Source organism: Colwellia sp. SU-HH01217, from assembly GCF_057543495.1.
In genome coordinates this window covers 106,845-132,874 of the sequence record NZ_BAAJLX010000012.1, presented here as the reverse complement: position 1 = coordinate 132,874, position 26,030 = coordinate 106,845, and the positions used below count along the sequence as shown (strand labels likewise).

At 35.5% G+C, this 26,030-nt stretch carries 25 protein-coding genes; 12 read left to right on the top strand and 13 right to left on the bottom strand.

Annotation, left to right across the window (positions count from 1 at the left end):
* Positions 1 to 155: 155 nt before the first annotated feature.
* Positions 156 to 446 (bottom strand): hypothetical protein, encoded by a 291-nt coding sequence (locus AC27G3_RS14340; RefSeq protein WP_487122677.1) that lies wholly within the window; start codon positions 444 to 446, stop codon positions 156 to 158.
* A gap of 307 nt (positions 447 to 753) precedes the next feature.
* Between AC27G3_RS14340 and AC27G3_RS14335 the strand changes: the two genes are divergently transcribed.
* From AC27G3_RS14335 to rlmM, 4 genes are read left to right on the top strand one after another with little or no spacing between them, the layout of a single operon-like run.
* Complete coding sequence (locus AC27G3_RS14335) at positions 754 to 1,671, top strand: transcriptional regulator GcvA (protein ID WP_487122675.1); 918 nt, start codon at positions 754 to 756, stop codon at positions 1,669 to 1,671.
* The gene (locus AC27G3_RS14330; RefSeq protein ID WP_487122673.1) at positions 1,671 to 2,348 is read left to right on the top strand and encodes an alpha/beta family hydrolase; all 678 of its coding nucleotides are present in this window, start codon (positions 1,671 to 1,673) and stop codon (positions 2,346 to 2,348) included. The genes AC27G3_RS14335 and AC27G3_RS14330 overlap by 1 nt, the downstream gene beginning before the upstream one ends.
* Positions 2,335 to 2,733 carry a DUF423 domain-containing protein gene (locus AC27G3_RS14325; protein ID WP_487122671.1) on the top strand — a complete coding sequence of 133 codons (399 nt, stop codon included), beginning with the start codon at positions 2,335 to 2,337 and terminating at the stop codon, positions 2,731 to 2,733. The genes AC27G3_RS14330 and AC27G3_RS14325 overlap by 14 nt, the downstream gene beginning before the upstream one ends.
* Before the next feature lie 56 nt (positions 2,734 to 2,789).
* Entirely contained in the window at positions 2,790 to 3,875 is a 1,086-nt protein-coding gene (gene rlmM / locus AC27G3_RS14320) for a 23S rRNA (cytidine(2498)-2'-O)-methyltransferase RlmM (protein WP_487122669.1), read from the top strand.
* A gap of 176 nt (positions 3,876 to 4,051) precedes the next feature.
* Here rlmM and AC27G3_RS14315 read toward each other — a convergent pair whose 3' ends face one another.
* Positions 4,052 to 5,059: an isocitrate dehydrogenase gene (locus AC27G3_RS14315; RefSeq protein ID WP_487122667.1), complete on the bottom strand. Its 1,008-nt coding sequence runs from the start codon at positions 5,057 to 5,059 to the stop codon at positions 4,052 to 4,054.
* Between the two features lie 506 nt (positions 5,060 to 5,565).
* Between AC27G3_RS14315 and AC27G3_RS14310 the strand changes: the two genes are divergently transcribed.
* From AC27G3_RS14310 to AC27G3_RS14295, 4 genes are all read left to right on the top strand, one after another.
* Positions 5,566 to 6,036 (top strand): F0F1 ATP synthase subunit B family protein, encoded by a 471-nt coding sequence (locus AC27G3_RS14310; RefSeq protein ID WP_487122665.1) that lies wholly within the window; start codon positions 5,566 to 5,568, stop codon positions 6,034 to 6,036.
* A 114-nt stretch (positions 6,037 to 6,150) separates the two neighbouring features.
* Positions 6,151 to 6,486, top strand: coding sequence for a 5-carboxymethyl-2-hydroxymuconate Delta-isomerase (locus AC27G3_RS14305; protein ID WP_487122663.1), 336 nt, complete (start codon positions 6,151 to 6,153; stop codon positions 6,484 to 6,486).
* A gap of 107 nt (positions 6,487 to 6,593) precedes the next feature.
* Positions 6,594 to 7,535 carry an alpha/beta fold hydrolase gene (locus AC27G3_RS14300; protein ID WP_487122661.1) on the top strand — a complete coding sequence of 314 codons (942 nt, stop codon included), beginning with the start codon at positions 6,594 to 6,596 and terminating at the stop codon, positions 7,533 to 7,535.
* A gap of 15 nt (positions 7,536 to 7,550) precedes the next feature.
* Positions 7,551 to 8,018, top strand: a complete 468-nt coding sequence (locus AC27G3_RS14295) for a GNAT family N-acetyltransferase (RefSeq protein WP_487122659.1) — start codon at positions 7,551 to 7,553, stop codon at positions 8,016 to 8,018.
* Between the two features lie 88 nt (positions 8,019 to 8,106).
* Here the strand turns inward: AC27G3_RS14295 and AC27G3_RS14290 are convergent, their stop codons facing one another.
* The 5 genes from AC27G3_RS14290 to queF all read right to left on the bottom strand — a co-directional run bounded on the left by AC27G3_RS14290 (position 8,107) and on the right by queF (position 13,491).
* Complete coding sequence (locus AC27G3_RS14290) at positions 8,107 to 8,505, bottom strand: DUF3192 domain-containing protein (RefSeq protein ID WP_487122657.1); 399 nt, start codon at positions 8,503 to 8,505, stop codon at positions 8,107 to 8,109.
* Positions 8,506 to 8,636: 131 nt separating this feature from the next.
* Positions 8,637 to 9,452 carry a flap endonuclease Xni gene (gene xni, locus AC27G3_RS14285; protein WP_487122655.1) on the bottom strand — a complete coding sequence of 272 codons (816 nt, stop codon included), beginning with the start codon at positions 9,450 to 9,452 and terminating at the stop codon, positions 8,637 to 8,639.
* Positions 9,452 to 10,816: a nucleotide 5'-monophosphate nucleosidase PpnN gene (gene ppnN / locus AC27G3_RS14280; protein WP_487122653.1), complete on the bottom strand. Its 1,365-nt coding sequence runs from the start codon at positions 10,814 to 10,816 to the stop codon at positions 9,452 to 9,454. The genes xni and ppnN overlap by 1 nt, the downstream gene beginning before the upstream one ends.
* Positions 10,817 to 10,872: 56 nt before the next feature.
* Positions 10,873 to 12,477: a GGDEF domain-containing protein gene (locus tag AC27G3_RS14275; RefSeq protein WP_487122652.1), complete on the bottom strand. Its 1,605-nt coding sequence runs from the start codon at positions 12,475 to 12,477 to the stop codon at positions 10,873 to 10,875.
* A gap of 162 nt (positions 12,478 to 12,639) precedes the next feature.
* A complete protein-coding gene (queF, locus tag AC27G3_RS14270) occupies positions 12,640 to 13,491 on the bottom strand; it encodes an NADPH-dependent 7-cyano-7-deazaguanine reductase QueF (RefSeq protein ID WP_487122650.1) in 852 nt (283 codons plus the stop codon).
* A gap of 53 nt (positions 13,492 to 13,544) precedes the next feature.
* On the opposite strand from queF, the gene syd reads away from it, so the two are divergent.
* Positions 13,545 to 14,111: a SecY-interacting protein gene (gene syd, locus AC27G3_RS14265; protein WP_487122649.1), complete on the top strand. Its 567-nt coding sequence runs from the start codon at positions 13,545 to 13,547 to the stop codon at positions 14,109 to 14,111.
* A 70-nt stretch (positions 14,112 to 14,181) separates the two neighbouring features.
* Here syd and AC27G3_RS14260 read toward each other — a convergent pair whose 3' ends face one another.
* Positions 14,182 to 14,505 carry a hypothetical protein gene (locus AC27G3_RS14260; RefSeq protein ID WP_487122647.1) on the bottom strand — a complete coding sequence of 108 codons (324 nt, stop codon included), beginning with the start codon at positions 14,503 to 14,505 and terminating at the stop codon, positions 14,182 to 14,184.
* A 266-nt stretch (positions 14,506 to 14,771) separates the two neighbouring features.
* Between AC27G3_RS14260 and AC27G3_RS14255 the strand changes: the two genes are divergently transcribed.
* Both AC27G3_RS14255 and AC27G3_RS14250 read left to right on the top strand, forming a co-directional pair.
* Positions 14,772 to 15,413, top strand: coding sequence for a GNAT family N-acetyltransferase (locus tag AC27G3_RS14255; protein WP_487122645.1), 642 nt, complete (start codon positions 14,772 to 14,774; stop codon positions 15,411 to 15,413).
* Positions 15,414 to 15,647: 234 nt separating this feature from the next.
* Positions 15,648 to 17,735 carry a prolyl oligopeptidase family serine peptidase gene (locus AC27G3_RS14250; RefSeq protein ID WP_487122644.1) on the top strand — a complete coding sequence of 696 codons (2,088 nt, stop codon included), beginning with the start codon at positions 15,648 to 15,650 and terminating at the stop codon, positions 17,733 to 17,735.
* Positions 17,736 to 17,800: 65 nt separating this feature from the next.
* On the opposite strand, the gene AC27G3_RS14245 is transcribed toward AC27G3_RS14250, so the two are convergent.
* Together AC27G3_RS14245 and AC27G3_RS14240 are read right to left on the bottom strand one after the other, a co-directional pair.
* Entirely contained in the window at positions 17,801 to 18,970 is a 1,170-nt protein-coding gene (locus AC27G3_RS14245; protein ID WP_487122642.1) for a hypothetical protein, read from the bottom strand.
* Between the two features lie 820 nt (positions 18,971 to 19,790).
* The gene (locus tag AC27G3_RS14240; protein WP_487122640.1) at positions 19,791 to 20,918 is read right to left on the bottom strand and encodes a hypothetical protein; all 1,128 of its coding nucleotides are present in this window, start codon (positions 20,916 to 20,918) and stop codon (positions 19,791 to 19,793) included.
* Between the two features lie 786 nt (positions 20,919 to 21,704).
* On the opposite strand from AC27G3_RS14240, the gene AC27G3_RS14235 reads away from it, so the two are divergent.
* Complete coding sequence (locus AC27G3_RS14235; protein WP_487122638.1) at positions 21,705 to 23,786, top strand: spermidine synthase; 2,082 nt, start codon at positions 21,705 to 21,707, stop codon at positions 23,784 to 23,786.
* A gap of 60 nt (positions 23,787 to 23,846) precedes the next feature.
* On the opposite strand, the gene AC27G3_RS14230 is transcribed toward AC27G3_RS14235, so the two are convergent.
* The 3 genes from AC27G3_RS14230 to AC27G3_RS14220 form a co-directional block, all read right to left on the bottom strand.
* Positions 23,847 to 24,266 (bottom strand): VOC family protein, encoded by a 420-nt coding sequence (locus AC27G3_RS14230; RefSeq protein WP_487122636.1) that lies wholly within the window; start codon positions 24,264 to 24,266, stop codon positions 23,847 to 23,849.
* A gap of 136 nt (positions 24,267 to 24,402) precedes the next feature.
* Entirely contained in the window at positions 24,403 to 25,080 is a 678-nt protein-coding gene (locus tag AC27G3_RS14225) for a DUF2982 domain-containing protein (protein ID WP_487122634.1), read from the bottom strand.
* A 267-nt stretch (positions 25,081 to 25,347) separates the two neighbouring features.
* Positions 25,348 to 26,028, bottom strand: a complete 681-nt coding sequence (locus AC27G3_RS14220; RefSeq protein WP_487122632.1) for a GNAT family N-acetyltransferase — start codon at positions 26,026 to 26,028, stop codon at positions 25,348 to 25,350.
* Positions 26,029 to 26,030: the final 2 nt, after the last annotated feature.

Here is a 26,030-nt window from a genome sequence, read left to right as displayed (position 1 = left end):
GTCATAAAAGCACAAAAAAAAAGGTGTCGCATTGACACCTTTTTTGATCGGTTATTCCATTAACCTTGATACCAAATAGATTAATTAAAGTAATTTCACGATAATTTATCCCTTGGGTATTATAAAACCGCAGCGAGCATTTTTATAAATTTTGTTTAATCAGCAATCAATCGAGTATTAACTAAAGTGATTTTTGGGTTAAAAACTTCAGATTGTGCCGTTAATTCTTGTTGAGCATTAGCTTCTAATAAAGCTGTATCTAATGACATTAATTTAAGTGATCTCGCTAAGTCAGTTTTAGCTTGGTTCATGATCACATTATGATTCGTTGTCTCAATTTCTATTACTTCAATAGTCTCTAAAGAGGTAGCAGAAACACTTGTAGCAAACATACCAGCGAGTATAAGGTAGAGTTTTCTGTTCAATTTTTTGTTAATTTTTTTCATAATCTTATCTTAATAAAAAGTGCCTATAATAAATGTTATCTCCGTATAGAATTTTTAGGACCTTTCTCGCCTGGATTAAAAGTGGGTTGGGAGTCACTTTTAATTTAAACTCGTATTAAATCGAGAGTTGAGATGAAGTCCTTCATCTACGGGATGAATAATACGCAATTACTGGTATTTTTTAAAATGACAAATTATAATGTTTTTCATTAGAAAAACTAATAGCTAATTGTTATGCGGTATTGTTGTCTTTTTATGCATTATGATTGGTGGGTTTTATTTTTATTATTAACAAAAGAAGAATGATTTGGCTAACAGACTACCCCCATTAAATGCTCTTAGGGCATTTGAAGCCTCTGGTCGGCAATTGAGTTTTACAAAGGCTGCAGAAGAGTTATTTGTAACTCAGGCAGCTATTAGCCATCAAATAAAAGCCCTAGAAGAACACTTAGGGTTAAAATTATTTATGCGAAAAAATCGCTCATTATTATTAACTGAAGAGGGGCAATCCTACTTTTTAGATATCAAAGATATTTTTACTGCTTTACACGATGCCACAGAAAAATTACTGGCAAGAGGCGATAAAGGTTCGATAACGGTTAGTTTACCTCCAAGTTTTGCTATTCAATGGTTAGTTCCTCGCTTACAAGCCTTTAATTTACTTCATAGTGATATTGATGTTCGCATAAAAGCGGTAGATAAAAGCGACAATTCATTAACCGAAGATGTCGACATTGCTATTTATTATGGTCGAGGGCGTTGGGCCAATTTACATGCCGATCAATTACACACAGAATACTTAGTGCCTGTGTGTTCACCGTTATTACTAAATGGTACTAAGCCTTTAAATGTATTGAGCGACCTTACTCAACACACATTACTGCATGATACGTCGCGTAGAGATTGGAAACGTTGGTTTAAACATATTGATGTGCGAGGAATCAATGTAAACCACGGGCCTATATTTAGTCATTCGACCATGGTGTTACAAGCGGCTATTCATGGGCAAGGGATTGCGCTGACGAATAGTGTTTTGGCAAAACCTGATATTGATGCAGGTCGGTTAGTTTGCCCATTTAATGAGGTGTTAATTAGCAAAAATAGCTTTTATCTGGTTTGTCGAGAAAATCAGTTAGATATAGGTAAAATTGCCGCTTTTCGTGATTGGGTATTAGATACAGTTGAAATGGAACAAGATGAACTTGAATTCGGACAAATAAGATAATGTCGTTATTAAAAGAACAAATAGACAAAAGACAGAACGATGAGCAAATATTGTCGGTAGCCAAACAACCTAAAGCGTTGTTGGTGCTCGCCCATGGTGCTGGCGCAGATATGAATCATGACTTTATGCAAGAAGTTGCCTTATTGCTCAATAATGAGGGAGTTAATGTACTACGCTTTAATTTTCCTTACATGGTAAAACGTGCCGTTGATGGTAAAAGGCGCCCGCCTGATAGAATGCCTAAGTTGCTTGAATGCTTTATGTCAGTACTATCTTCAATTGAGAGTAAACTACCAATATTTATTGGTGGAAAGTCGATGGGAGGGCGGGTCGCGGCTACCTTGCTGAACGAAACCGCTTCTCAAGAAAATTTTACCAAAATACGGGGGGGTATATGTTTAGGTTATCCGTTTCATCCTCAAAAAAAGCCTGATAAATTACGACTAGAACCACTACAGTTAACACAAAAAAAAGTGTTGATTGTGCAAGGAGAGCGCGATGCCTTAGGCAGTAAAGAAGAGATTGCTGATTATCAACTTTCAACTTATTGCCAACTCCATTTTTTAGCTGATGGTGATCATAATTTAAAACCTAGAGTTAAATCAGGGTTTACTCATCAACAACATATTCATACCAGTATTAAATCAATCGTGAGTTTTATTGATGAAAACAGTTAATCTTATTCGTTTATTCGTTCTTTTTGTTGGTATAAGTGGTGCTTTTTCAGTATTATTCGGCGCTTGGTTAGCCCATGCTGGATCAAGTTTGCCACAATTACAGCAAGCAACATTATCGACCGCATTACAATATCAATTTATTCATACACTTGCGTTGTTAATTTCCTTAGTTTGGTGGTGTGTTAAACCGATAAAATGGTTAATTGCCGCTTGCTTGTGTTTCACTTTAGGTATTTTATGCTTTAGCGGCAGCTTATATTTAAAAACGATATTCGAAATAGTTTCTATTGGTAAAGTCACTCCATTGGGAGGTATTTTATTCTCGATAGGCTGGTTATTTATAACTACGGTAGGGATAACTTTAGTTAAGCCAAAACAAGTATGAAATATTTCGACTCATTGACATTATTATATTTAGTAAACAATTAGGTAAAACAACTTATGACCTCAATCGTATTATACTGCCGACCAGGTTTTGAAAAAGAATGCGGAGCAGAGATCCAAGAAAAAGCTTCTTGGAATGAAATGTATGGTTATTTAGAGTTATTAAAAAATCAGGGGGTAGTTTTCTTTCATCTGCATGAAAGTGATGACGGTGAAAAACTTATCCGTAAATTACCTCTTAAACGGTTAATATTTACCCGTCAGTGGTTCGTGACTTTAACCGATAAAATTGATTTACCTGAATATAACCGTGTAGAAGCGATAACCGAAGCGTTAGGCACCGATTGGCAATACGCCGACTTACGTATGGAAACCCCAGATACCAACGATGGTAAGGCACTTTCAAAGTTTTGTCGTAAATTGGCTGTACCACTTAGACAAGGACTGAGAAAAGTAAAATGTTTAAGTGAAAAAGGAGATAAAAACGGCGCTATCTTACATGCACTTTTTCTTAGTGGACAAGAAGTTATTTTAGGTTTCTCATTACATGAAAATAATTCGCCTCATGTTATGGGGATACCGCGTTTACGCTTTCCTAGCCAATCACCGAGTCGTTCAACACTAAAACTTGATGAAGCATTTTTATATTTTGTACCTAGAAGTGAATGGGAGGAGCGTTTAACATCTGGCATGAATGCGGTCGATTTAGGATCTGCCCCTGGGGGGTGGACTTATCAACTTGTACGCAGAGGTATGATGGTAACCTCAGTCGATAATGGCCCCATGGCTGAATCGTTAATGGAAACCGGGCAAGTTAAGCATAAAATGATGGATGGTTTTAAGTATGTGCCAATGAAACAGAATGTGCATTGGCTAGTGTGCGACATGATTGAGAAGCCAACACGTGTTGCCAAATTAATGGCAGATTGGTTGCTTAAAGGTTATTGTAAAGAAGCAATATTTAACCTTAAATTGCCTATGAAAGGGCGCTACCAACAAGTAAATGAAGATTTACAGTTGATAAAAGATGAGTTTGTTAAACATAAAGTTAAGTACGAACTTTACGCGAAACATTTATATTACGATCGTGAAGAAGTGACGGTACATGCAAGATTATTATCGCCATTACCACAACTTGATTAGTTTGCTTGGTGTTAAACGGGCAAATAAGAATTAGATTAAGATTAAGAATTAGATTAAGTGTCAATGAAGTAGAGGCGAGTTGAGGTAGAGTAAATAGCTTAATTGTCCCTTACATAAATAGAAAATCATCTACCGATAACAATATAGAATAAGGTTATCGGTAGAGTCAGTTTTATTTAAAGACGCTCTAAAACTGCTTCGGTGAAGTCAGTTGTACCGTGTGTGCCGCCTAAATCTTTAGTTGTTCGGTCACCACTGGCAATTACATCTGTAATAGCTGCTCTTATACTTTCAGCTTTATCTGGCATTTCCAAGTATTCAAGCATTTGAATAGCAGCAAGAATTACCGATGTTGGATTAGCTAGGTTCATACCAGCAATATCTGGTGCACTTCCGTGAACAGCTTCAAAAATAGCACACTCTTCACCAATATTAGCCCCTGGTGCCATACCAAGACCGCCAACTAAGCCTGCACATAAATCTGATAAAATATCACCAAATAAGTTAGTGGTAACGATAACATCAAATTGTTCAGGGTTCATCACTAGTTGCATACAACAGTTATCAACAATCATCTCTGTTGATTCTATTTCAGGGTAGCGTGCAGCGACTTCTCGAGCCACTTTTAAAAACAAACCTGAAGTCGATTTAAGTATGTTAGCTTTATGAACAGCTGTTACTTTTTTACGGCCTTCTTTTTTAGCGGTTTCGTAAGCAAAAGTTAAAATACGTTCAGCACCTTCACGAGTAACAATACTCATTGCTTCGGCTTGAGTTCCATCTTCTGAAACAACTTGTCCTGCGCCTGAGTACATACCTTGCGTATTTTCACGTACTGTTAAAATATCGATGTTTTCATAACGAGCTTTTGTGCCTTTAAACGATAAAACCGGGCGTAAATTAGCATATAAATTAAAGTGTTTACGAAGCGTAACATTAATTGAAGTAAAGCCTTCACCCACTGGCGTAGTTAATGGCCCTTTTAAGCTCACTTTATTTTTTTCTATTAAACGCAATGTTTCTTCTGGTACTAATTCGCCATGCTTTTCTAAGGCAATAAGACCTGCATCAGCATATTCGTAGTTAAAATTACAGCCTGCTTTGTCGAGAATTTTGATCGTGGCGTCAATAATATCCGGTCCTATGCCGTCGCCTGGGATAACCGTGATAGTTTGCTTAGTCATTACTTTTACCTTTTAAAGGGAGCTTTTAAAATCGAGTACTCAAGCTGATCAAACCAGTTGAGCAATTGTGCAGATTTATACCATGAAGAGGCTTTTTAAGCGAGCTTTAAACCTTTCATGACCTATAAATTTAACTACTTTTGTATTTTAGTACAGATAAATTAATTATGTGTAGAATGTTTAAGCTATTCATTATAAATTTGATTTAGGACAATTGATTATTTTTTGAAAAATAATGAAAAAAGTATTCAATTAAACTCGTCACATTTTACCTTTCAGATTTATTGCTTTATTAAATTAGAGACTCTATTGGTTACACATTAAAAACTGCTTATGCTTTTTTAGGTGATAGTAGTACATATTAGCCTTGTATAATTTAGAAAAAAGCTACTTTTAGTTTGTAACATATTGAAAATGTGCGATATTGACGGTTACTTAACTGGCTTTTAGGTCGATTGATTTTTTGACTTCACTATAAAAAGCGTTATACGTACTGAGGATATTTTATGCACCCTAATAGGAATGCGATTGCATTTGGTGGTTTAGTTGCTACTGTTTTATTTTTTATTCTAATAATCATTGTTGCTTTATGGGCTTGGCCAAAATATAAAGTTTATAAGCTAGAAATGAATGGTATAGCTTCTTTAAAAGAAGCTGAGTGGAGTAAGCAAATATTAATTGAAGAAGCTAAAGCTAGAGAAGCTGCTGCATTAATGCAAGCTAAGGCTAGAGTCACACTTGCAGAAGCTGATGGGAAAGCCAAAATAGTGCAGGCAAAAGCAGAAGGTCAAGCAGATATTGAACGTGCTAAAGCAGCCGCAGAAGCAAATAAAATAATTGGTGAGTCACTAAAGGGTAATGAAGCTTATTTGCGCTATATTTGGATTAAAGGTCTTCAGGATGGAAAAGGGGAGCGTATATATATTCCTACTGAAGCTGGATTACCTATATTAGAAGCAGGTAAAGCCAATCACTAATAAAGATGTTTGTAATAAAAAAGACCCAAAACGCTTGGCTTGTATTCGTTTACTTTAATATTAGCCTACCAGTTGTCTGCACTTTTAATAGTGTGACATTTATAGGAGGTATCAGTGCCACATTGTATTATTGAACACTCACAAAGTATTGAGGGAAATAAGTTAGTAAGTCTAGTCCATCGTGGTGCTTTAGAATCCGAGTTATTTGATCCTCAAGGGAGTGATATCAAAGTAAGAGCAGTAGCTTATTCTAATTATCAAACAGGTAGTGTTGATATTAACTTTATTCATGTCACTTTAAAAATTCTATCTGGTAGAAGTTCAGAACAAAAATCAAAATTATCTCAATTAGTACTTCAAAAGCTCAAGTCTTTGCTCATGAAGAATTGTTCTATTTCTGTTGAGGTTGAAGATATCAATCGGGAAACTTACGCTAAAGTGGTAGTATAAAAGAATATTATATTAAAGCAGGAAAAAATAATTGTTTTTCTGTTTATTAATATTGTTAGATATCTATAATTTTTTTCATGTTTAAGTTATAGACGTTTAACCCAATAATGGAGTATAAAGGTATTAAAATTACATTAATTTTCATTTTTACATTACTAGGCAATGTAACAAATGCAACTGAATGGAAAGATACCACACCGCATAAAATACATTATGTAGAAATGGACGATAAAATAAAGTTAGAGGTTGTTGACTGGGGAGGAACAGGTACGCCCATTGTATTTCTTGCTGGTCTTGCACTTAATGCTCATACATTTGATCCTTTAGTTTCCTCGTTTATTGATTCATATCGAGTTATCGGCATAACTCGTGTGGGCCATGGCAATTCAGAATCTAGAACAGAAAATTTCTCAACGGCTAGATTGGTTAAAGATATCATTATTATTTTAAATAAAATGCATATTGATAATGCTATTTTTGCAGGTCATTCTTTTGCTGGGGGAGAATTAAATCATCTCGGGAGGCACTTTCCTGAAAGAGTGAAAGGGCTAATCTATATGGATGCTGTTCAAGATTTAGATTATATGGAAAGCCATTTAGCAGCCTGCCCTGACTTAGGTTATGCAGCAATTGATATGCTGATGTATCAAGAAAATTTTTATAATACACAAAGAGTTAAAGCACCTGAAGGTAGTTACTTACCATTTGCTGAACTTTCAAATTTAGGTAAATTTATTGCTGAGGAAGAAGAACGCTATTATTCAGAAATAGCAGCACCTGCTATTGCAATTAGTCATATACCAGAACAAACAGAAGATTTTTTTCTTGGTCTAGGAAATCCTAACCAGAAGTGTTTTGAAGAAATGAATAAATTAACATACTTGGGCATTGCTAGTTTTATAAAAGAGAAACAAAATGCTGATGTAGCAGCTATTCAGAATAGTCAACACATGATACATATGGCGACACCTGAAAAGTTGGTTATGGTGATGAGGAATTGGCTTGCGAGAACATTTGAAACTGATAAGCAAATAAACAGATTAGAGTAAAATCGAGAAATACTTATGGAAAATTTAACTTTAATTAGAGAAGCCCAGAAAAGTGATCACTCATTTATCTTTGGGCTCTCACCATTTTTAGCTGAAGTTGCACAGTTAGATTGGCATAGCGATGATGTAGTTATGAAAATGCAAGACAGTTATATTGCTGAAATGCTTGCTGATACCTCACAACCCAACGCTACATTTATTATTGAGAGTAATAATGCTCCATCAGGCTTTATTCATGTAAGGACACACCAAGATAGCATTTCAAATGAAATATGCGCCACCATACCACTGCTTGCTGTATCACCTAAATCGCAAAGCTTAGGATTAGGTAAGCTTTTAATTGAGCATGCTGAAAATTGGGCTAAAAAGTTAGGGTGTAGGTTATTGCACTTAGAAGTGTTTGCTAATAATAAAAAAGCTGAATATTTTTATCTAAGTAATGGCTTTAAACAGGAAACAGTTCATATGATAAAACCAATATAAGGTGATATAAGCACAACAAAGTTGCTGTTTTTTTAGTCTGAAATATATCACCTAAGGGTCGTAGAAATTCTTAGCTTAATTTGCCTTTTTAGCTTGTTTGTTTTTGTGCTATTTGCCAGTTTTTAGGATAGTTTTCGCCCAAACCGATCTCTTTTAATTGCCCATTGACAAAAAGTAGGAATGTGCACTCTTCTTGTGTTGTTATATCGTCAGACTTTACATGCTGTGTACGATAAAACATCACTTGATAATTTTTATCATTGATCTTTTTAGCTTCGGTAATATCAGGGCTACCCAATTGTTCTAACGCTTGTTCAAAGGTAAATTTATCTAATTGTAATTTGGCAATAAATTGGCGGTTGTAGGCTTCTCTATCTTCCCAGTTCATATTGGTAGGGCTGTCATCATAAAAGTTAATCACAAGCACGACAAAAATTCCGTAAACGGCTAAAGCGAGTGCAATGCGAGAGATGATTTTTTTATTCATTTCTTGTCCAGTTAATCGTGTTAGTTTTAAATCAGGCAATTAAACATTAGTGTCAGTGGAATGTAGCTAAGCATACCGATATTAGGTAAAGAGATAAAGTTTTTAAACAGGCTGAAAAACGCAAAAATTCATTATTGTTCGTTACTGACAGGTAATCGAATATCTTTTAGGTTAAAGCCTAAAGGAATATCTTTTTTCAGTGTGAGCAATTGCCGCGTAATAATTAACTGTTCTTGCGCATCAGTTAATTTTTCTTTAATGGATTGTTTTACCTCTTCTGCAGTCGTTAATCTTTCAATGGATTGATGTTCAGTTAACAGTGATGATGCGGTTACCTGGCCTATACCGGCAATACCTGGGATTTTGTTCGTGGTATCTCCTGTCAACATCCAAAAGTCGATAAGTTGGTTTGATCTAACATTAAACTTATTTTCAACGTGTTCTTCATTTAACAAGCGCCGATTAAAGTAGTCGTATATATTTATTTGTTGGTTGAGTAAGGATAAAAAGCCTTTGTCAGTCGAGATGATGGTTACTTTTTCACCTCGTTCAGCAACTTTAATCGCTAAAGTTGCAATAAGATCGTCAGCTTCATCTTCATCAGAGATCAGCGAGTCGACACCTTGATGCATAAACTCATCTTGAATATCACTAAGTGCAGCAGATAAGTGCTCCGGCATTTTTTTCCTGCCTTTTTTATAATCAGGAAATAGCTGATAACGCCAACAAGGCGCTTGACTGTCAAAAACAGCTAGTGCATGAGTTGCTTGCATGCTCGATAATATTTTGGACAAGGCTAAAGCACATGCTTGTTGAGTGTTGGCTAATATTTGCTGTTGGGTATTTTCCGAAAGACCTTTCTCGTTTAATGAGAAAGGTCTTTCTTGAACTGCGTATATTCGGCGAATAAGGTTGAGTGCGTCAATAAGTATGACATGCATTGCCATTAATTTTGATCCTCTGAGATTCGATAACAAGGAATATATTCACTGCCGGGTAACTTCATTCGTTGTTGTTTGACAAAAGATTTAAGTAACTTATCCATTAACGACATTATTTTACTGTCTCCTGATATAGCGAAAGGACCATGTTCGCGAATAGCTTTGATACCTGAAGATTTTACATTACCTGCAACTATACCTGAAAATACACGTCGTAAATTAGCAGCAAGTGTGGCTGTTTCTAAATGACTCTCAATAGATATTTCAGACATTTTTTGATGAGTAGGTTCAAAAGGATGTTGAAAGTCAGGCTCGATGTATAATGACCAATTAAAGTGATAAGCATCGCCTGTTTGTTTACGGTGAGCAATAACGCCTGCTAATCCTGCTTTCATGGCTTTTGCCACACCCTCGGCGTCATCAATTATTATTTGATAAAGTTGTTGCGCTTTTTCTCCTAAGGTAGCGCCAATAAAAGCATCTATTTCATTAAAGTAGTCTGCGGATTCTGCTGGGCCAGTTAAAATTATTGGTAGTTTTTGTCCTTGGTTTTTAGTGTTGAGCATAATTCCTAAAATATAGAGCAGTTCTTCAGCTGTGCCAGCACCACCCGGAAAAATAATGATGCCGTGTGACATACGGACAAATGCTTCAAGCCTTTTTTCAATATCGGGCATGATAACTAACTCGTTTACTATTGCATTGGGTGGCTCGGCAGCTATGATACTCGGCTCGGTTAACCCTAAGTATCGACCGTCTTTGTTACGTTGCTTCGCATGGCCTATTGTGGCGCCTTTCATTGGTCCTTTCATTGCACCAGGGCCACAACCCGTACAAATATTAAAGCCTCTTAAACCTAACTGATAGCCTACTTTTTTCGTGTACTTGTATTCAGTGTGATTAATAGAATGACCACCCCAGCAGGTTACTAAATTAGCACCTGTTTCTGGCAAAATAACATTAGCATTACGCAAAATATCGAAAACGACATGAGTGATATGTTCTGAAGACGGAAAGGGATCATTCGTTAAGTGTTGGTAGCGGCTATTGGTGAATAAAATATCGCGAAGTACTGCTGATAAGTGCTCTTGTATGCCTTTTATTATTTTATCATCAACAAAGGCATGAGCAGGCGGGTTTGTTAAATCAAGCTTAATACCACGCTCCCGTCTTAACACTTGAATTTGAAACTCTTGGTGCTGTTGATAAATCGCTTCAGCATCGTCGGTATGACTGCCGGCATTTAATACCGCCAAAGAACAATTTCTATAAAGTTGATATAAATTCCCTGAGGCTGATTCTTGTAATTGATCAACCTCTACTTGAGAAAGTAAATTCATTTTACCTACAGGATTTAATTTAGTATGCATACGAGAACTATCCTTAGATTTAAGAAAATAAAAAGAGAATGTGAAATGGAAAGGGTTTAATAATAAACGACTTGGTTTTTCCCTTGTTCTTTTGCTTTATAAAGTGCTTGGTCTGCTCTTTCAAAAGCTACGTGAATGTTATCATCAGTTGTAATATGACTAGCTCCAATAGACATAGTAATACTTACCTTGTTGTTTTTAAATTTAAACGGCAGCCGTGAAATATGATTTTTAAGCGCATTGAGTTCGCTGATTAATTGCTCCTTTTTAATACCAGAGTAAATTAAAACAAACTCTTCTCCGCCATAACGGCCAATAAATACATTGTCATCTAATTTATTTTGTAAGGTGTTTGCGATAACTTGTAAGGTTTTATCGCCCGCGGTATGGCCATATGTATCATTAATTCGTTTAAAGTCATCTAAATCTAAAACAACGAGTGCTAAGTCGAACGGGTTATGGTGAAAACGTACCATTTCTTTGGCAAAATATTCATCGAATGCGGCACGGTTACCAAGTTTGGTTAGTGCATCTTGCATGCTTTTTAGTTGCTGTTCGTGCAAGCGCTTTTCAAACGACAGACTTTGCTTTTCAAGTAAATATACTTTTTGGGTCATGGCGTTTAATTGTGCTTCTAGTGTTTGTTGAGATTGATGCTCCAACGTAGTTTTTTCTTCTAAAGTGCCTGCAATTAATTGAAGTTTTTGATTGATACCGACTTTAATGTCATCTAAGGAGGTTGCTTTGCTTACCGTTGATGTCATTTCAACGATTTGTTTATTAAGTTGAGCATTTAATAAGTTTTGCTGATCTTGGCCATTTTGTGTGCTCGATAATGTTGATTTAACAGCTTCTTTAACTGTTAATAATGTTTCACTTAACGTTGATAAAAAGTTTTCGGCCGTTTTTCTTTCATCTTGAAAGTCTTCAATAATTACGTTGAAGGTTTCTAAAAAACTATCCATCAACGAGTCTCGAGAAATACTGCTTGTTATTCGTTTTTTAATACTCGAGAGCTGTTTATTGTGAGTCTCTGATAAAGTTAAGCCATTCAAAATTAAGGTGAACTGGTCAATAATTTTAGGGTTAATTTCGTCAGAAGCGTTACTTGAAGCAATAACCGTTTGAGTTTTTGCTGAAGGAGTATTAAGTAACCCTCCTGCTGGTGTCTCTGTTTTCGCTTTTAAAGCATGATCATAAAATCCGAGTAACTGGCTAAATATATCTACATACTGAATAAGCGCTTCTTTAGTATCACTATTTTCTTTGATTAATGTACGAAGTTTGCGTCTTAATGCATCGGGAAGACCGTTAACTTTTTGCAAGGTTTTGCCCGCAAGGTGGAACTGATCGTGCATTTGACTAATGCTTTGATTGTTTTTTGAAGAATGGTGTTGTAATAATTGAGAAATCGCCTTAATGTCTTGCTCGATAGTAGCTAGTGGCGCTGATTTAGATAAAAGCACTCGGAGTTTAGCAAGACGGTTATCTAGCTCTAAATCAATCCCTTTAGAAACTTGCGATAACTTATTGATAAACTGTGTTAATAACGTCGTTTGAGAACTAAAGTCTTTCTCTAGCGTTGCGCGAGAATTTATCGCGTTATCAAGCTTCTTTTTAAGCGTCTTTAATTGCTCATTTGCAACAGTTTGATCATTCATAAAAGTAATATATCCCTGAATTATGTTACGGGCTCACGTGCTAATACTGTTAACTATAATAGTAGTTTATATCATTGATAAAAAGATAGAATAGTAATTATTTTTTTCATTTTATATTATTATTTATGTCGTTAGGTAGAGGTCTATATTTTAATAAGGCAATTATTGCCTTAAAGTTCTTAAATTTGGCGCTGTCAATTCGTGAGTACTTCTAAATGGATTGATGTCTAAGCCACCTCGACGTGTGTAACGAGCAAAAACAGTTAACTCAGTCAATTGACAAAATGTGTTAAGGTCAGTAAATATGCGTTCAACACATTGCTCATGGAATTCGTTGTGTTCTCTAAATGAGATAATGTATTTAAGTAGCGTTTTGTGATCTAAGGCATTACCTTTGTATTTTATATATACACTTGCCCAGTCAGGTTGATTGGTAATTAAGCAATTTGATTTTAGCAAGTGGGAGACTAAGTACTCTTCTTTCAACTCACCATTTTCAGCTTGAACTTCTGATAATATTGCACTTTGGTAGTCGTAACTTGTTATATTTATGTCTAATTCATCAATACATTCTGCTTTAACATTTGCTATTGCAAGTTCTGGGCATTTATCCACTTTAAATAAAGATACTGTTGCTTTTTCACCACTGGTGGACGATAAATCTGCAGTAAGTATTGCTTCAACCTGCTGCCACGAGTCAAACTTTGTTTGATTAAAACTATTTAAATACAATTTAAATGACTTTGATTCGACCAAATTAGGGCTTGTGCAGGCAAACCTAAATTCAGCAACCGCAACTACAGGTTTTCCTTGGTTATTCAACCATGATAATTCGTAACCATACCAAACATCTTCACCGTTAAAAGGTAAATTACTGTTATTTAGTTTTAAGTCATTTCTATTTAAACTTCGAGGTACCGCTTGCAATAAATCTGCGTTATATTTGCTGCTGTAATTGGTTTTTTTTCCAAGAGTTAATTCAGTTAACTCTTTTGAATGCTGGTAATTGGCCATAACGTTCATCTTCTGTTTACTTTTAACCTTATTTTAAAGGATCTTCTGCTGTGATGACATTAACAAATTCACCCTTATCTCAATCTTTATGGAAATTAGCTGATAATTTTATTGAACAGTTTAAAGAAACACATGCTACTTTGCCCATTATTGAACAAGATGATGATTGGCCCTCAGTATGTTTACAATCAAAATTTGATGAGCAGCATATTCATTGGCAACCAATGAAAAGCGAGGAAGAATTAACTTTTGATAATATTGAGTCCGCGTTAGATATAGCATTACATACTGATATAAAAGAATATTTTTCTACATTTTTTAGTGAGTCAATAGATGCCAAATGCAGCGAGGGCAATTTATCGTTATTGTTTGCTTGGAATTTTGAAGATTTTCAACGCTTACAGGAAAATATTATTGGTCATGTGTTAATGAAAAAAAGGTTGAAGCAAAAGGTAAGTATCTTTTTCGCGGTAACTGATGAAGAAGATATGATTTTATCCATGCTCAATGACACGGGAGAAATTTGGGTGGAGCGAGTCGGGTGTGAGCCACATAAAAAGCTCGCAAATTCTTTAAATGAATTTATTAATGAGCTTACACCTGTGATACATAGCGATTAATCTACACTGATAATAAACACAAATTAACTTAAAACAGCGATATAGTAGTGAGGTTGCTACAACTTATTTACTACATATCACTATTTTTATTTTCAAGTGCTTTTAATACCAATTTAATTTCGCGTAATTCTTCTTTGATTGGCGCTAAGGCATTTTCTATTGCCTGTAATAAGTGTGGCGATACCTCAGATGTACTCAATACTGTTGATGTTAAATCAGATGTTTGCTTAGTTTCAGTGTAGCTGGGATCATGCTGCCAAACTTTTAGCGTTGAGATAATTGTTGGCAAAGGGACATTTTTCGTTAATTTTTTTTTCACCAAAGCAATACTTGGCTTATTACCTTCATTAGCAATTTGATTGGCAATCGTTAATATTTCTTCTGATATAGACATAAGTTTATCGTGAACTTTTAGATAATGTATAATGGTGGATATTAACGAATACCATGAATAATGTCTTTAATTGATTGGTTTTGACATTAATTGTTGCAAATTTATATCTTTTTGTTTTTACAAATGCTTAGTTGTTTTTTTAATCAAATATTAAAAAGGGGTTTGCCAATAATATTTGACCTTATTAAAAATATCCTGCTATTGTGGTTAGCTATTCTAAATAAAAATAAAACAATAATAAGACGAAATTAAGGGGGATAAAATTGATGGCAGATGTAGCAACTACCAAAAAGAATATCGAGATAAGAGCGACTTATTTAGCGGCTGAAGATCTTAAAGTCGCAGCGTCTTTGCTTTATCAAGCGTACCATGATGATCCTGTATTTTTAGAAATATTTAATAGCGAAAAAGACGATTACGAACAACGTTTACGTGCTTCAATTAGAGAAGAGTTAAGCGCTTTTTGGCAAGCAAAGCAGCCGATGGTAGGCTTGTATTTAGGAGAAGCAATGGTCGGAGTTGCCTGTTTGAATGGCCCCGATGACGGCTTAGGTTCTGAACGATTTTGGCATTGGCGTTTAAAGATGTTGCTGAGCGCAGGTTATTTTAGTACTAAGCAAATGATCGAAAAAGAAAATTTAGTCCTATCTTCTGTCCCCTTAAAAACTTTTCATATGCTTTCGTTTATTGCTATTCATCCTTTACATCAACACCATGGCTTTGGTCATTACCTAATGGCGGCAGTTAATACGGTATTAGAAGAACACCCAAGTAGTGAAGGGGTGGCAGTGTTCGCGACTACTGAAAAATATCAAGAGTTTTTTTCTGATGTAGATTATCAATTAGTTAAAGATGTAAATGTTGGTAACGTGTCAGGTTCATTAATGGTTCATTACCGTGAAAGTTAAAATTAGATGACGAAACATTAAATTTTTTTAAAAGATTATGAAAAAGGTTATTGAGTGAGAATACTTAATAACCTTTTTTATTTATTGTAGATAACTTTTTAAATAATACGAAAAATCAAATTATTTTATTAGTGATATTTGATTAATATACTGATCTTAACCTACGCTTAAGTACCTCAATAAGCGCATGATAATTATGCGCGGCCTACTCCAATAAAAATTAAGGTTTTTAACATGCGATACAGTCAAGTCGTGATAGTTGTTTTCTCTTTTCTGCTGGTGATAACTCAGAGCTTAGCTACCGAAAAAAACACTCAATCTGATCGCTTTACTGCGATGAAGGTGTTTGACATGGAATATGCGACAGATCCACAAATTTCACCAGATGGTAAATATATTGCTTATGTACGTCATTCAATGGATCGGTTAACGGATACTGATAAAAGTAAAATATGGTTACTTAATACGGAAAATAACAGTCATTTACCCCTGATTGATACTGAGGCTCCTTCTCATTCGCCTCGTTGGTCGCCCGATGGAAAAAGTTTATTATTTGTAACCGCAACTCAAGGAAAACCTGAGTTACGTTTGTATTATCTTAAATCAGACAAAAGTATGGGGTTAGCACAATTTGCTAGTGCTCCTTCGCGAGCCATATGGTCGCCAGATGGAAAACACATTGCTTTTAATATGTTTTTAAAAGGGAAAAGTCCTAGTTTTTCAACACCTGTTAGCCAACCTGAAGGTGCCAAGTGGAACGATGCTGTAAAAGTTTATGATGATCTCATTTTTAGGTTTGATGGAGCTGGCTATTTACCTCAAGGGGTAAGCCAAGTATTTACTCTACCTATTGAAGGAGGAACACCTCGTCAAATAACGCATGGCAGCGCAGATATGAATGCTTCAGCTTGGTTAGATAATGATACGGTGATAGTGACGGGTAATACTGCAGAAGATCGCGAGCTAGATTTTATAGAAAGCGAGATTTACACAGTGGAATTAAGTAATCTGGCTATTAAGGCATTAACTAATCGAGATGGCCCAGACGGAGGTGCTGTTGTTTCTCCTAATGGGGAAAAAATCGCATACATAGGTTACGATGACAAGGTATTGTCTTATCAGCAAAATAATTTGTATATCATGAATGCAGACGGGAGTAAGCAACAAGAATTGGCTGCTGACTTTAAAGGAAGTATAGGACAAGTTAAATGGGAGTCAAAAAGTAAGTCTTTGCTTTTTTCTTCAGAAGACCACGGGTTAATTAGTTTATATCGTGTTGATTTAAAAGGAAGAGTGTCAAAACTCATGACCGGTATTGGAGGAGGCTCTATTGGTCGTCCATATGCCGATGGGAGTTTTTCTATTAGTGGTGATTCAAAAGCTAAAATTGCATATATGGCAGGTTTTTCTGATCGACCAGCTGAGGTTGGTATAGCCAATTATAAAGGGAAAAATCAGCAGATATTGACTCAATTAAATGCTGATATTTTGCCTTATCTTGCAATGGCAAAGGTGGAAGAAGTTAAAGTTAAGTCAAGCCATGATGGAAAAGAAATAGAAGCTTGGGTAGCTTTTCCGCCCAACTTTAAAGCTGATGGTAGTTTCCCCATGATACTTGAAATTCATGGTGGCCCTTACACAATGTACGGTCCTTACTTTGCTAGCGAAATACAACGTTATGCTGCTGAAGGTTATGTAACTGTTTGGTCTAATCCAAGAGGATCAACAGGGTATGGTGAAGATTTTGCATTGGAAATTGATCGAGCTTATCCTGGCAACGATTATCATGACTTGATGAGTGTAGTGGATGAATTAGTTGCTCGAAAATATGTTGATGACAAACGTTTATTTGTTACAGGTGGCTCTGGCGGGGGAATTTTAACTGCCTGGATTGTGACTAAAACGAATCGTTTTGCCGCTGCTGCTTCGATAAAACCAGTAATCAACTGGATGACTATGGCGTTAACTGGTGATATATCAAATTATGTAAGACGTCACTGGATACGTGATGACCCTTGGTCTAACCCCGAAGCATTTTTAAAATTTTCTCCTATCCGCTATGTAGATAAAGTAAAGACTCCGGCCTTAATGATGGTTGGAGAAGATGACTTTCGAACACCTCCATGGGAAGCTGAACAATTTTATACTGCACTGAAAATGTTAAATGTTGATACGGCGCTTATTCATGTGCCTAATGCGCCGCATTATATTGCGTCGCGCCCTAGCCGATTAATTGCTAAAACAGATAATATTATGGGGTGGTTTGCCAAGTACGATCCTGCTAAAAAAGCCGGTAATAAAACGGAATCAAAACAAGATTAATTTATAAAGAAATCAGTGTGGCAAGCTAGTTTTAACCACACTGATTATTTTCACGCGTTTTTTAGCTAAATGGCAACTAACGACCGTTCTAGCATTGCTTTAATTTGGCGTACTATTTTTTCTTCTATTTTAGGTTCAAACTGTTCAATTCTAGGTGTGTGAATATGCCCTGTGGGAATGTTTGAATTTAATTGGTTTCTTAACCTGATACTACGGTAGGAAATTTCATTTGATAAATACCCACCGCCAGAGCCACTAACAGCTATATGGCCATCAAGCTGCGATAGGGTATGAGGTTCAACTTTTTTGGGCGTGAGTGATTCATCAATACTGGTTACTTTGTGATTATCAATAACTTTATAGGGGCCCTTTACCGTTTGCATCTGCTTTACTGGCAGGCTAAATAATACAAATTCATTACCTGGTAATGGCTGGTTATACAGTTTTGATACAATAGGTTTTTCATTAGTTCCTCCAGAAAGTATATTTAAGTTATCTGGTGCGGTTACACTTCTTCGTTTTCCAGGGAAACGCTCTAAATCAAATTCTTCACGTCCCATACTCACAGTTACTATCATATCAACGTTATTTAGTGCGTAATAAGGTGCTAGTAATGACTCAATTATTCCATCGTCAAAGTCTTTGTAACGAACAGGGATCATAACGGTGTTAATTTCTGCTGTTACACCTTTATAAGAAATTACTTGGCCATCAAGCTTTAACGCAGCTATGCCTGAAGGATTACTTTGGTTAATATTTTTGTCTAGTAGGAAGGGATCAAAGCCGGTGAGTAATATTTTTTTGTTCGTTGATTTTGTAAACTCTAAATCGAGCTGGCCTCTAGTGCCTTTTTCAAATAGGGTGATTAAAGCACTTAATTGAAGTTTTGTAGGGGAAAACTTCAAAGAACCTTCTCGGATAATTTTACTTCCACTCAAGCGTGCCCAATATAAAGGACGATCATCAAGAATTAATGAAGTTTGCGTATTAATTTTGGCCATTAACCACAGTTGCTGGCCGTGGGTGAGAATGACCTCTTTTGCCTCTTGGTAGTTTTTTACAGCTTTGTATGCCTGGCCAAACTGATTAATTCTTGCTGAAAATACCTTTATAACTTCCGGCATTGCTAACGTTGCTTTTTCAAGGCGCTCTTCCTCTACAGTTAAAGGTTTTGCTATAGCGTTAACACTTAAGAGTAATAATATTGTTTTCAAGAGTAATTTGGTTTTATACATAATCTTTATTCTCATCAATTAATAATAATGTGACTGCGATAATACGGTTATTTAAATTAATATTATGGCACTAGCGACAATATTCACTTTCATGTTACGTGTTTTAACACGTTTAGGTAGTCATTCTGGATAATAATTCTGGCTTTAATCAAATTGTTGCATAGGTTTTGTACAGCCATTTTCCACTTTATATGTAAAGCGTGTAAGACATATCTCACGTAACTGTGAGATATAATGCTTAAAAGTAACAGTTTGATTACAGTTTTGTTTCTTAAGTTATTGATATTAAATGGTTATGTTCTGTTAACATAAAAGTTACATTTATATGAAAGTTAAATATTAATGTTAGGGTTCTTTTTAAAGTTAGGAATCGGCGTACTATTAATCCTGTCAGGAAGACATAGAGAAGGAATCTCTATCAGGGATGGTTTTAAGGATAAAACTTTAATAAGCAGGATGCTTATACAAGGAATATATCAAAAGGATGTGAGCCAAGCACGGATGTTTGGTGTCAGGATGACAAAAAGGATAGCTTTCACATGTATGTGAGTACATTAGGATGATGTATTACCTAGGACGGGGCTAAGTTCAATGACAGGATTCATTAGGATATACTAGGGATGGCCTTTTAAGGATGAAACGGGAACACTGAATGTGTGCAGGATGCACAAAGCTATATAAAGAGATGCGGCTCAATTGAGCCGCATTTTTTATGTCTACCTGTTTATATTACTGATTATTAGATGAATTTGATCATTTTTCCTGCGTATAAAGTAGATCACCTAATTAATAAAATTGGTATCAGATGAATGATTCTGCATTAATAACTGATCATACTTGCATAGTCAGCATGTTTGCCTAATATTGCCTGGCTACCTTTTAATGAAAACTTATAACCACATAATGTAAAATTACCTCTAAAAGCAATTTCTTGTAGTAGCTTCTCTGTATCAAGTGGAGAAAAGCTGGCAAAATAATTTTCTTTATTTTCTACTAAAACTTCGGTTGTGCGAATAGTATTCCCGTTATTAAAAGCGATCTCTTGACAGCTATTTTCCCCTTCGGCGGTTGATAAGCTCCATAATTGCTCTTTGCTTGTTGTATCCGCTTGCCAGTTAACAATTAGCCCCTTATGTTGAGATAACCACAGTGAAAAGTTATCTGGAAAGGTCACTTGAGAAGTTCTAACAGACTTTACTTCAGATTGAGTTACAGGAGCTGATTGTTGTTCCTCATTGTTTAATAAAGATATAACAAACGATATTAGTATTGCTGATAGTATAACGGTTGCCAAGATTACTAAGGTTAACTTGGCATTTTTCCCGCTAAAAAGTTTTAGGCGGATTGTTTCGCCAATATCACTTTCGTTAGTCGATGTTCTAGCACGATTATTAGTATCACTCGCATGACGATATACCTCATTACTTTCAACATCAAACGCTCGGTCGGTGGTATAAACTTCACTATTGGCGTTTTGAATTGGTTGATTTGAAGCTAACGTTGGTTCTATACGTATACTTTGGCGTCGCTGTGTTGTTTTAGTTTTGTCAAACTCACTTAAATCGACAGGCCCTGAGTAGCCTAATATGTACGGCCGATCTGACTTACTCGGGTAGGTCAGTAAAATAGCCGATACAGAAAAAGGCAACAATAGTAACCAATTAACGCTGTTATGACCTGTAAAAATGATGATCAAACCGGTAATTAAGAAACCAAGGCCAGCGCCTAAACACCACTTTCTATTTAGTAGAGCATCATTAAGGCGTCTTAAAGCGGTAAAAATATTTATTGTTACTAAAATGAATAAAAGAGTAATTGTAAATATTTGATGATTGGAAAAAATAGCATGAATAATGAAAAAAATGATGTAAGTAGCAATACTGATCATTAAAAAACGACTTCGGTTGTCAAACCCATTTACACAAAAAAGCGACTTAAATAACTGCACACGACCTCCTAATATTTTGAAGCAAGATTACACTATATTGCTTTTATTTGTCAGGGAGATTAGCAAAATTAAATAATATTTAGAGGCTAGTTAATAATAAAATGCAGCGTTAATTGGTTGTTTGTGTAAGACATGTCTTGCATACAAGTAAGAAATTATTAATGAGTTGCTTGATAAAAGCTTACAGTTTTTCTTTAATTACATGATTTTTAAATGATATTTTTACTCCGGTAATTTTTTTTATGTGAAGTAGCTATTTTATTTGTCAAAAACTACCCGTTAGAGTCTAAATTATTCGCTATTATTTAATTGTCTACAAGACAAGCAAAGGATTGTAAACAGACGTTAATCAATGCTTGGTAAGGATAATTAAGCTGTAAATGGATGTTGATGATTAAAGTCATTACAGGAAGTAATAGAATAAGGATGTTAGCGTTTAGTCATCGCTAAATGTGTGACAAGGAGTGTAGTTTCGACAGGAAGTCGAACAACCATGGATGAGCGTTTTAGGAAAAACGATTAGCAAAAATAAAAGCAGGAAGCTTATATTTTACATGGAAAGCTAATAAGAGCGGCATTATTAATAGGTGAGCTTACGTAACTTAATAATGACCGCTTTATTTTTTCTATTTTAAGTTAGTGACTCAATTTATATTTCTTTTTATAGCTAACCTAGTTAGCAATACGTTGTTATTTACCCCGTCTTCTATTCTGTAGATATTCTATTAAAACTGCCTACTATCAGTTATTATTCTCTGGCTAAATTACCTTAGGATGCTAGAGAGAATGCTGTATTTATTTATTATTTTTATTGGCGCGTTTTTATTATTTCAAGTACAGCCATTAATTGCCAAGCTTATTTTGCCATTATTTGGTGGTGGAGCGGCGATTTGGACGGCTTGTTTACTGTTTTTTCAAGCATTTTTATTGCTCGGTTATTTATACGCACATTATTTAACTAAAGTCAGCTCGTTGAAAAAACAAGTACTTATTCACTTGTTTTTCTTAGTGTTAAGCTTGCTAGTTATGCCGTTATCATTAAACAATAGCGCTTTGAATGTAGCTGTATTTAAAGAAAGTTCGCCATTACTTGATATTATTTATCTATTGGTATTTTCTATTGGGTTACCTTATTTATTACTCTCTTCAACGGGGCCATTGGTGCAGCGTTGGTTGAGCTATCAAGACAGCTCAAAGCTGCCTTATAAATTGTATTCGTTATCAAATACTGCATCGTTACTTGCTTTACTTAGTTATCCTTTTATATTTGAGCCTCAGTTAGCTTTATCTAGCCAGTTACTTGTATGGTCGGTGGGTTATGTCATTTTTTCACTTGCTTTTATTCGACTCGGTTTGTTGTTGGCTAAACAGCCGTTAACGGAACTTAATATAAGCCTAATGGAAAAAGTAGACTCAAAATGCAGTGTTAAAACTATTGCATTATGGCTTTTGTTATCAGCAACAGGCGTTGTTTTATTAGTATCGACTACCAATGCAATGACGCAGAACATTCCTCCTATGCCATTTCTGTGGATATTGCCACTTTGTATTTATTTACTAACGTTTATTATTAATTTTCATAGCCCGCGTTGGTATGTGCGTTGGTATTGGTTTGTACTTTTTGCTATTAGCTCTTTTGCCGCAATATTAATGTTTTTTATTGGCTCTGGGTTTGACATTATTTCTCAGATCATTATTTATAGCGTGATATTGTTTTCTGCGTGTATGCTTTGTCATGGCGAGCTTGTTAGGTTAAAACCTAAGGTGGAACACTTAACTCTTTTTTATTTAAATATGTCGTTAGGAGGCTTTTTAGGAAGTGTGTTTGTAGCGTTTGTCGCGCAAAATATTTTTACGCAATTTTTAGAGTTTCCTCTTGGCATTTTGGCTGTATATGTGTTGTTGTGCATGAGTCTTACCCACAAGGACAGCCTTGGAAACTTGTCGATAAAATCACAGTTAGCTAATAAGTTAATTATTAGATCAAGCGTGGTTCTTGGTATTACTCTGTTGATTTTATTTAGTTATTTAAATTATTTATTTGCCAATACAAATGTTGTAAGTAGCCGTAATTTTTATGGCATTTTAAGTGTTAAAGATGTGTCGGTAAATAATGAAATTGAGCGAAGATTAATTGACGGTAATACCTCTCATGGTACGCAAAGATTCGTTAACAGTCAAAGCGGTAATTCAGAAAATACGCTTAACATGGATAATACACCTAGAAGTTATTACCGAAAAAATACTGGAGTAGCTATCGCACTTGAACAATCTCGACAAGGGAGACCGTTAAAAGTTGGGGTGATCGGTTTAGGTGCAGGTACTCTTGCTGCGTATAGTCATTCAGGCGATAAATATACATTTTATGAACTTAACCCTGACGTTGTTCATATGGCTAATCAATACTTTAGTTACTTGTCGCAAGCAAAAGCGGATGTCAACATTGTGGTCGGGGACGGTCGAGTATCACTGACAGAAGAATCGCCAAATAACTTTGATGTGTTAGTCGTTGATGCATTCTCTGGCGATTCTATTCCTGTGCATTTATTAACAGAAGAAGCGCTAACACTTTATTTTCAACAATTAAAATATGAGGGTGTGTTAGCAATTCATATATCCAATAGCCATTTAGATTTAACCAAGTTAACAAAAGGCCTTGCTACAGCCTTTAACCAACAAGCTTTGTACTTTAAAACGGCTAAAGGGCAGGGGAATACAAATGAAGCTGAATGGGTGTTACTTACTAATAATCAACAGTTTATTAATAGTGCTATGGTAAAACTTTATGAAAGCCGATGGCCGATAAATTCTGAAGATTCAGTGGTTTGGACTGATGATTACAGCAACTTGCTCTCTGTGCTTAAATAAAAGCGCAAAGTTGTGGACTGAAAAAAGCAATCAAGCTGTTACTTGATTGCTTATTTTAATTTACCAAGTACCTGAGTTTTCCATGCTTAACCAAGGTTCTTGTGGTGCCAAGCTTTCGCCTTTTTGCAATAACTCGATTGAAATCCCTTCTGGCGATTTAACAAAAGCCATATGACCACATCGAGGGGGACGATTGATAATAACTCCTGCGTCTGAGAGCTTTTGACAAAGTTGATAAATATTATCTACTTCAAATGCTAAGTGACCAAAATTTCTGCCGCCGGTGTATTGCTCTTCACCTTCCCAGTTATAAGTAAGCTCAACTTCTGGCTCTCCAGGCTCAGTTGCAAGGTATATAAGCGTAAACTTACCTGCTGGCACATCTACTCGCTTGGTTTCAACTAGACCTAATGCGTCGATATAAAATGCTAAAGATTGTTCGATATTTGAAACTCGAACCATAGAGTGTAAAAATTTCATTAAATGTCCTTTGATTAACTTTATTTAATTTTGTACGTTTTTTTGTTCTGCTAGGTGCTGAGCGAAGGGTTATCTTATCATGCTCATATTCAAAGGTTAATGTCAGTATTAGCTGCTAAAGGAGTTGCAATATGAGCTACTGATAATTATTACAATATCGTTGACACTGTTTTAGTAGCAGGCAAAAGTCGTCGAGCTCTCTGTCTGTACTAGGCTCATCGATATACAGGTGATATCCCAGTGCATTGTGCAGCATTTTACTGTGATGTAGAAAGGCGGCTAATGGTCCTTTAATTACACCGCCAGATGTTAAAACAAAGGGAGTAAAGTTAAGTTGAGCTTCTTCAAAAGAAAGTAATTGCTGCTTTATTGCAAATGCTACGATAGGTCGCTGTTCGTGAATAAGTCTATTGGCAAGTCTAGGTGATATTTGATCCGCTAAAACTTCGATGTTTTTAAGCTTAATTCCAATATATGGTAGCGCTATTGTGGTTATACCAATAACTTCTCTAATACTATTAATGGTTTGTATTTGTTGCCAAGTTAACCGCCAACTTCCATGACGATGATAATGCCAAATGCCTTTGGGTGTTATTTGAAAGCTGTTGCTAGGCTCTGATCGCTTTAATAGCCCTGTAAACAATATCACTATTGTAATTAGGTAAATAAAAATTAAATGCAGTCGATGACTCTGCCAATAAAACTGACTAATGATAAAGGTGAAAACAAAAAGAGCTAGGGCAAGTAAAATTAAAAAGAGTGAATGGTGTCTAGCTTTAGCTTTTATAGCAATAAAAGGTAGTGATGTTGTCATGTTAAGCTACCAATTTCCCTGCGTTAATTAAAATAATAAACACAGGTTGATATAATGTCTATCCCAATTGAGTGTTTTTAATTAATATCTCGTTAATCATTTTACTCACATATACCTTCCTAAAACTGAGATGTAAACTGGCCATAAAGATCTTTTATTCGATTTGTTTTTAATAGTCGCTAGCACGACTTGAACAGCTTTTTCCTGAGAATAAGGAATAACTGTAAATTTTACACTAGATAACACGGACTATTTGAATACTTTAGGCTAGTTTTTAATCTCATGATTACTTAAAGATTCAAGGTGATATAACTCAGTGATTGTCGAGAACCCTGAGTTTAAATACATCATGCTACCCGCCTGAGATGCTTGCAATGTCATTGTTTTACATGATTTGTTTTTTGAAATTGCTATGGCGTGAAGTAATAGTGCTTTACCAATACCTTGTCCTTGAAATTGCGGTAATACACCTACTTGATGTATGCCCATATTATTGTTTGATTGATATAATATTGCAGTGCCGGCGAGCTGTTCATTAGCATTGAAAGCTAATATTGTTGCATTTTTGTCATCTAGCAGTGGAGCAAGTGAGCGACTATCAATTTTATAATCAAATGCTTTCTCGCACACCAGACACCACTTTTTAAGATCATCAATAGAATTGATTAATGAAGTGTGCTCGTGTTCACACCCTACAGCTTTATCTAAGACTAAATGCATTGCAGTTAGTTGAGTTTTAATACCTACATTCTCTTGTGGTTCAGGTTTTACTAGTGTGACGTGAGTGTTTTCGTTCCATTTTTCACGAGCAATTCTTTTAAAGTCACTACGCCAAACTTTATTTGGCCAACCCAGATGTAAGTTTATTTCATCTCCACTCTTTTTTACCGAAAGCGCCTGCCAAAATAAATTAAGGTTTGTTAAGTTATCTTTTAATTTTATAGTCATTG